The sequence below is a fragment of the Endozoicomonas ascidiicola genome (genome assembly GCF_001646945.1).
Taxonomy (GTDB): Bacteria; Pseudomonadota; Gammaproteobacteria; order Pseudomonadales; family Endozoicomonadaceae; genus Endozoicomonas; species Endozoicomonas ascidiicola.
This window is the reverse complement of record NZ_LUTV01000004.1, coordinates 330,504-335,569: the sequence shown is the minus strand read 5'-3', so window position 1 is coordinate 335,569 and position 5,066 is coordinate 330,504. Positions and strand designations below refer to the sequence as shown.

General features: G+C 47.3%; 9 protein-coding genes. 8 read left to right on the top strand and 1 reads right to left on the bottom strand.

The window, feature by feature from the left end; all coding sequences use genetic code 11:
• Positions 1–82 precede the first annotated feature (82 nt).
• Together AKL11_RS25960 and AKL11_RS12090 are read left to right on the top strand one after the other, a co-directional pair.
• A complete protein-coding gene (locus AKL11_RS25960) occupies positions 83–547 on the top strand; it encodes a DUF7673 family protein (RefSeq protein ID WP_067517726.1) in 465 nt (154 codons plus the stop codon).
• A gap of 53 nt (positions 548–600) precedes the next feature.
• A complete protein-coding gene (locus tag AKL11_RS12090; protein WP_157673535.1) occupies positions 601–846 on the top strand; it encodes a hypothetical protein in 246 nt (81 codons plus the stop codon).
• A 49-nt stretch (positions 847–895) separates the two neighbouring features.
• Here AKL11_RS12090 and AKL11_RS12085 read toward each other — a convergent pair whose 3' ends face one another.
• Entirely contained in the window at positions 896–1,132 is a 237-nt protein-coding gene (locus tag AKL11_RS12085) for an Arc family DNA-binding protein (RefSeq protein WP_067517721.1), read from the bottom strand.
• 106 nt (positions 1,133–1,238) lie between these two features.
• Between AKL11_RS12085 and AKL11_RS25160 the strand changes: the two genes are divergently transcribed.
• The 6 genes from AKL11_RS25160 to AKL11_RS12060 all read left to right on the top strand — a co-directional run bounded on the left by AKL11_RS25160 (position 1,239) and on the right by AKL11_RS12060 (position 4,964).
• A complete protein-coding gene (locus tag AKL11_RS25160; RefSeq protein WP_157673534.1) occupies positions 1,239–1,403 on the top strand; it encodes a YlcI/YnfO family protein in 165 nt (54 codons plus the stop codon).
• Positions 1,375–2,088 (top strand): hypothetical protein, encoded by a 714-nt coding sequence (locus tag AKL11_RS12080; protein ID WP_067517718.1) that lies wholly within the window; start codon positions 1,375–1,377, stop codon positions 2,086–2,088. The genes AKL11_RS25160 and AKL11_RS12080 overlap by 29 nt, the downstream gene beginning before the upstream one ends.
• 55 nt (positions 2,089–2,143) lie before the next feature.
• Positions 2,144–2,509, top strand: a complete 366-nt coding sequence (locus tag AKL11_RS12075) for a hypothetical protein (protein WP_067517716.1) — start codon at positions 2,144–2,146, stop codon at positions 2,507–2,509.
• Positions 2,493–3,437 carry a hypothetical protein gene (locus tag AKL11_RS12070; protein WP_067517713.1) on the top strand — a complete coding sequence of 315 codons (945 nt, stop codon included), beginning with the start codon at positions 2,493–2,495 and terminating at the stop codon, positions 3,435–3,437. The genes AKL11_RS12075 and AKL11_RS12070 overlap by 17 nt, the downstream gene beginning before the upstream one ends.
• Before the next feature lie 290 nt (positions 3,438–3,727).
• Complete coding sequence (locus AKL11_RS12065) at positions 3,728–4,096, top strand: hypothetical protein (RefSeq protein ID WP_157673533.1); 369 nt, start codon at positions 3,728–3,730, stop codon at positions 4,094–4,096.
• A gap of 172 nt (positions 4,097–4,268) precedes the next feature.
• Positions 4,269–4,964: a C2H2-type zinc finger protein gene (locus AKL11_RS12060; protein WP_067517709.1), complete on the top strand. Its 696-nt coding sequence runs from the start codon at positions 4,269–4,271 to the stop codon at positions 4,962–4,964.
• Positions 4,965–5,066 lie beyond the last annotated feature (102 nt).

Sequence of the window (5,066 nt, the reverse complement as noted above, 5' to 3'; positions counted from 1 at the left end):
CAAAAAATGATCTGTAATTATACGTCTTGAATCGTTTTTCGTTTCATGCTTTGGATCAATTTATCTGCTCATTTAGAACCGTATGTTTCAAATGAGTTTTGGTTTAACAGCGCTTTTTACAGAAACAGAAGAAGGGAGTTATCGGAGCCGGTGCGCAGAAGCGGTTCAGCGCCTGGCAACTGTCGCATTATGCGACACATCTGGCGGATTTGCAGCCGCCCAAGTTCTTTTGAGCGCATATAACGGTCAAAATTGGCAGCTTGCAATCACTGATCTTTCTCTTCTTGATCCCGGTTTACTTGACCGATCCTTGCTAGTCATTAGTGCCCGCGCCCGTTTCGGTATCGAGCCTCACACCTTGATCGATAATGGCGACCGTCTATTCAATCGGCTTGGTAGTAAATGGCAGCGCTACAGAATTGATAATCGATATAAAACTGAATGTCGGGAGTGTTACGGATCCGGCGAAGTGTTCGCCAATCTGGATGATGACAACGACGACACCATGAAGACCTGCCCGGACTGCAACGGCGCACGCTATCAGTAAGAAAGAAAAAAACGAACACCCACAAATGGGTTCAGTATAGGAGGTGATCCATCGTGATAACTGTCAATACAAAAATGTTACAAAACGTAGCAGCATACGCAGGGTTTCAGCTACACCATAGCCATCAGACCAGCTGGGAGTTGCGACAAAAGAAAGTGGTCTATCTGTTTGATTCGCCCTGGGATGTGCTGGAAGGAATGGACTGGTTAAAGCAGGAACCGGAAGAAGCCCGAAAGCTGTTAAGAAAAAGGAAGCCGGGGACAGTTGTCGTGCAGGACAACCGTCGCCAGAGTGCTTAGAAAAACACCATCACCTGAACGCCCGGCCTGTTCATTGTAACGGGCTGGTTTAATCTTCGCCATCAACCGGAGGTTCCGACATGGCCAGCAACCGATCAAGCTTGTCATTAATACCGTTCAAACTTTTGGGGATCTTCTCCAGCAGTAGTTCCGACTCAAGAGACTGCCTGACCCGTCGGATTAATTCGGCAGTCACCGATATCTGTCGTTCATTTGCCGACTTGCGAATGGCTTCGTCAAGATCGGGGGGGATGCGCAGGTGAAACTGCGGGTGCGACCGACTCATTAATTGATGATCCGTATACCAAAGTGGTAGCACAATGGTATAGCAGTATTATATACTTGCTGTAGTACCACATTGGTATATCGGAGTTTTCAATAAGGAGCGGGGAGTGAGAAAAGAACAACATCAAAAAGTCCATATTCGTTTACCGGCCTCAATAAAAAACGACATTGCGCAGTTTGCCGAGCTCGAAGAAAGGAGCATCAACAGCTGGGTTGTTTTGGCCATCAAGGAGAAACTGAAGCGTGCAAAGACTAAGCAAAAAGCAAATTAACTGGTTTAAATCTGCCACAGCGAAGGAGCGGGACAGCTTTCTGGCTCATGGCGAAGCAGGAGCCATCGAACTACTGGACGCCAACGGCATGATGAAAGTCTACGCCCCAGCCATCCGTGGTCATATTGTCGGGGAGCCAAAGCCCAGTCGGGAAGAAGCTACCCATTACGCCGAAGTGCGTTTGCATCCGTTGCAGGTTCGCGCCGTGTTAAACGACGTGCGTCTGGATGAAAAAGCGCTGGGCATCGAAGGGTTTCACAGTTTGTTTGTGCAACAGGCGCGGGGGGATTTTCTGAAACTGGAGACCATCCTGCCGGAGCTGGCGCATTGTGAGCAGACCCTGCCAGTAACACTGCTGCTGGAGCTGCAATCCATTATCGGCGAAAACCGCAAAGAGCTGGAAGAGTACTTACCGCTCTGGTTGCTGGATGAGGAAGAAGAAACGCCAGAGCAAGGGCAGAAGAATTTTCTGGATGTGATCACCCGTGATCAGGTGTTCGGCTTTCTTGTATACGCCACCACACCAATCCCCCAAGTGTTCAACGGGCAGGAGGTGCACGGCACTTGGGACTACACCACCGGGTGGTGGTTTTACGATGAAACCATCGAGCGAATCTGGGCGCAGGCCCGCGCATGGCGGAAGGCGTATTTAGAGCGTAAACGTCAGGTGGCGTTTGAAGAATAACAACTAATAACCCCACCCTTCGGGGTGGGTATTGGGTGAAACAGGAAAATAAAATATGACCACTGAAAACAAAATAGTGATGCTGAACGGAAGAATGTCGTATCAAAAATTACTGAAAACCGTTACCGATGATTCCCAATTCACAGTCGGGGTATACGGTGATCCTGGCTGCGGAAAATCAACGAATGCTGAAGCGATGGCCAGAAGATTTGGTTTAAGTGTAGTTCTTGATGATTTTTCATGGCCTAGACGCAGGGTTCCTTCAAAGGGGGTTCTTGTTCTTACTCGTGATCTTGGCGTCCTATTAAAGGCTGACATTATCCCCGTGTCTTATGTTTTTGCGATGAGCCTGGTTGAAACCAAAGAAGGTGTTTGTAACCCATACAAACTAATAGTGAGTAATTATGATGACCATATTTGATTACTACATGAGACTTCTCGCCGGTTCCATCCTGGCATTAGTTTCCACCGCTGCTTTGGTGCTGGCGCTGGCAGGCTTGGTGCAACCAGGTAAAGAACAGATTATGGCCATAGCTGCGGGTATCTCCCTGCAGGCCTGCCTCTATTTGTTCGCCCGGAACAAAGCAGATCGGTGGATCTCGGCGTTACTGCTGGCGGTTTCAGTGGCGGCAACCGTTGCCTTTATGGAGTACGCATGGCAGCAACAGCAGGCTGAAACGGCAATGCAACAGCAGCAACAAAGCGCCAGTAGTTACAGGGCGCAACAGCTGCAACGGCAGATTGACGATATTAGTCAGCAGATCAGCATTCGGTTGCAAGTCTCCCAGCGCGACACCGAAGGCAGCTACCGTACCCGAGGTATGACGCAGCTGAATGACGACATTCCCCGTTTAACCGAGCAGCGGGAAACCCTGCTAAACCAGCTGGCCAATCTGACCACAGGCGCCACAACACCATCGGGCAGTATGGAAGCCGCGCTGGGTTCTGCCCATTGGGGTTTCCGTATCGGGGTATTTATTGCCCTGGCATTACTGCTGGATTACTGCGCCATTCGATGCTTGGCAACGGAGAAATCGGACGTGAAGAAAGAAGAAAGGAAACCCAGTGCCGAGGCCGCGAAACCTGAACCGGCACTGGAACCTGAATCCCCAGAGGAAAAGAACCTACAGGAAAACAGGCTGGCCACAGTAACCGAAGCCGATCCGGAGGTAAAGCGCATCGCCGAGCGGGTCCGCAGTGGTTCTTACGGCCTGCAACCCATTGTGCGCCAGATCATCAGTGAAGAAGGCGTGCGGCACCCGGTGGTGAAACAGGCTTTTGAACTGTTGCAGGATGAAGGGGTGCTGGTGAAAAACGGGCAGCGGTATGAATTGCAGGAGGCGGCATGATGACAAGGCGATGTGTCGAGCGAGAACTGTGGAAGCCACGAAATCCTTTTCTCTGGCGTAACCGTCAAGACACCACCGGGCGTGTGATTTTTATCAGTCGCTTTCATCAGCGGTGCTTAATTTCGCGGGAGCCTGGCACGCCAAGGAAAGGATACGTGTTTAAAAATAGAAAAGGTTCCCATAAACCTTTTGAACATCCATGGCACGGCAATAAATTCATGGGACAAATTCCATTTTAAAGACCATCCCCACGGGTAACCGTGGGAGTCAAGAAAGACCAAAGGTGAAATATGGATTTAGAGTACAGGGTTAAAGAGGTTACACCAAAAGGCGGAATGTGCATGACCTGTAAAAAGATCAATGAAGATTGCTCAAGTCTTGATTTTGATTCTATGCCGATTATCGCCATTGAGTTGGAGGACATTATTGTGCGTTGCACTGAGCATGAGAGGAAAGCCAAAAGCACTAAGCATGAAACCCGAATAGAGTTATCTTCTGAGGCGCAAGAAGCACTTAACGAAATGAAAGTTAATCAGACCTATTACATAACCAAAAATCATGAAGGCGTAATGGGCGAACTGGTTAACGCTGGATACGTTGAAAGAACTAAAAACTCACTTGGTGAACTGCTTGGGTATAGACGGATTAAAGCAGTTTAACCCCAAAATGTGCGGTGCCGGAGGCATCCGGTGCGCAGCACGAACACGATTTTATTGTTAGGCAGCACGATAAAGCATTACCGATACCAAGTTGAGGTGAGGTTCACCATGCAATTGAACTAAACAAACGAATGTCTGTCTAACATTTTTGACCAACGAACGAAATTCAATCATGCAAAATATTGCTATACAGAATACACCCAAAATTAAGTCTCTCGAAGGGATTGTAAATAAATTAAAAGAAAAAGTAGAACCAAAAGAAATTGGTTCAACTTTTGACAGAAGAACAGTGGCAATACAAAGTGAGCCTTTAGACCTTTCAATACCACGAAATACAGTTGCTGCCCATACAAAAACCGATTTCAAACAACAGGAATCTGTTACTAAGGAACTAGAGGATCGCAATGTTGGTGTGATTTTCAACCAGCAAACATCGAAGCCAGTCTCGAGTAAGAAAAAACATAAGTGCCAAACTTGCGACAAAGTATTTAATCGATTAGATTATTTAAAAGAACACGTCCGAATCCATACCGGCGAGAAGCCCTATAGTTGTAAAGTTTGCAAAAAATCATTTACTCAGAATAGAACTTTAAAAACACACGCCCTAACCCATACCGGTGAAAAGCCCCATAAGTGCGAAACTTGCGATAAATCATTTTCTCAAAAGTGTAATTTAAAAACACACGCCCTAACCCATACCGGCAAGAAGCCCTATAAGTGCAAAAATTGCGACAAAGCATTTAGTCAATTAGGTAATTTAAAAACACACGCCCTAACCCATACCGGTGAAAAGCCCCATAAGTGCGAAACTTGCGACAAAGCATTTAGTCATAAGATTAGTTTAACCAGACATATGACAACGCATTGAAATAAACGCCTCGTCAGTAAAATCTGTGGGCAATTTCTGGTTCAGGTAGCTTGCCAAGTGCATGGTATAACGCAATTTCCGCGCATCTGTAGGTTCTGAAAC

Coding starts and splice junctions, on each gene's coding strand:
- AKL11_RS25960 (WP_067517726.1), top strand. CDS start 83: ATGTTTCAAATGAGTTTTGGTTTAACAGCGCTTTTTACAGAAACAGAA.
- AKL11_RS12065 (WP_157673533.1), top strand. CDS start 3,728: ATGGATTTAGAGTACAGGGTTAAAGAGGTTACACCAAAAGGCGGAATG.
- AKL11_RS12085 (WP_067517721.1), bottom strand. CDS start 1,132: ATGAGTCGGTCGCACCCGCAGTTTCACCTGCGCATCCCCCCCGATCTT.
- AKL11_RS12075 (WP_067517716.1), top strand. CDS start 2,144: ATGACCACTGAAAACAAAATAGTGATGCTGAACGGAAGAATGTCGTAT.
- AKL11_RS12060 (WP_067517709.1), top strand. CDS start 4,269: ATGCAAAATATTGCTATACAGAATACACCCAAAATTAAGTCTCTCGAA.
- AKL11_RS12070 (WP_067517713.1), top strand. CDS start 2,493: ATGATGACCATATTTGATTACTACATGAGACTTCTCGCCGGTTCCATC.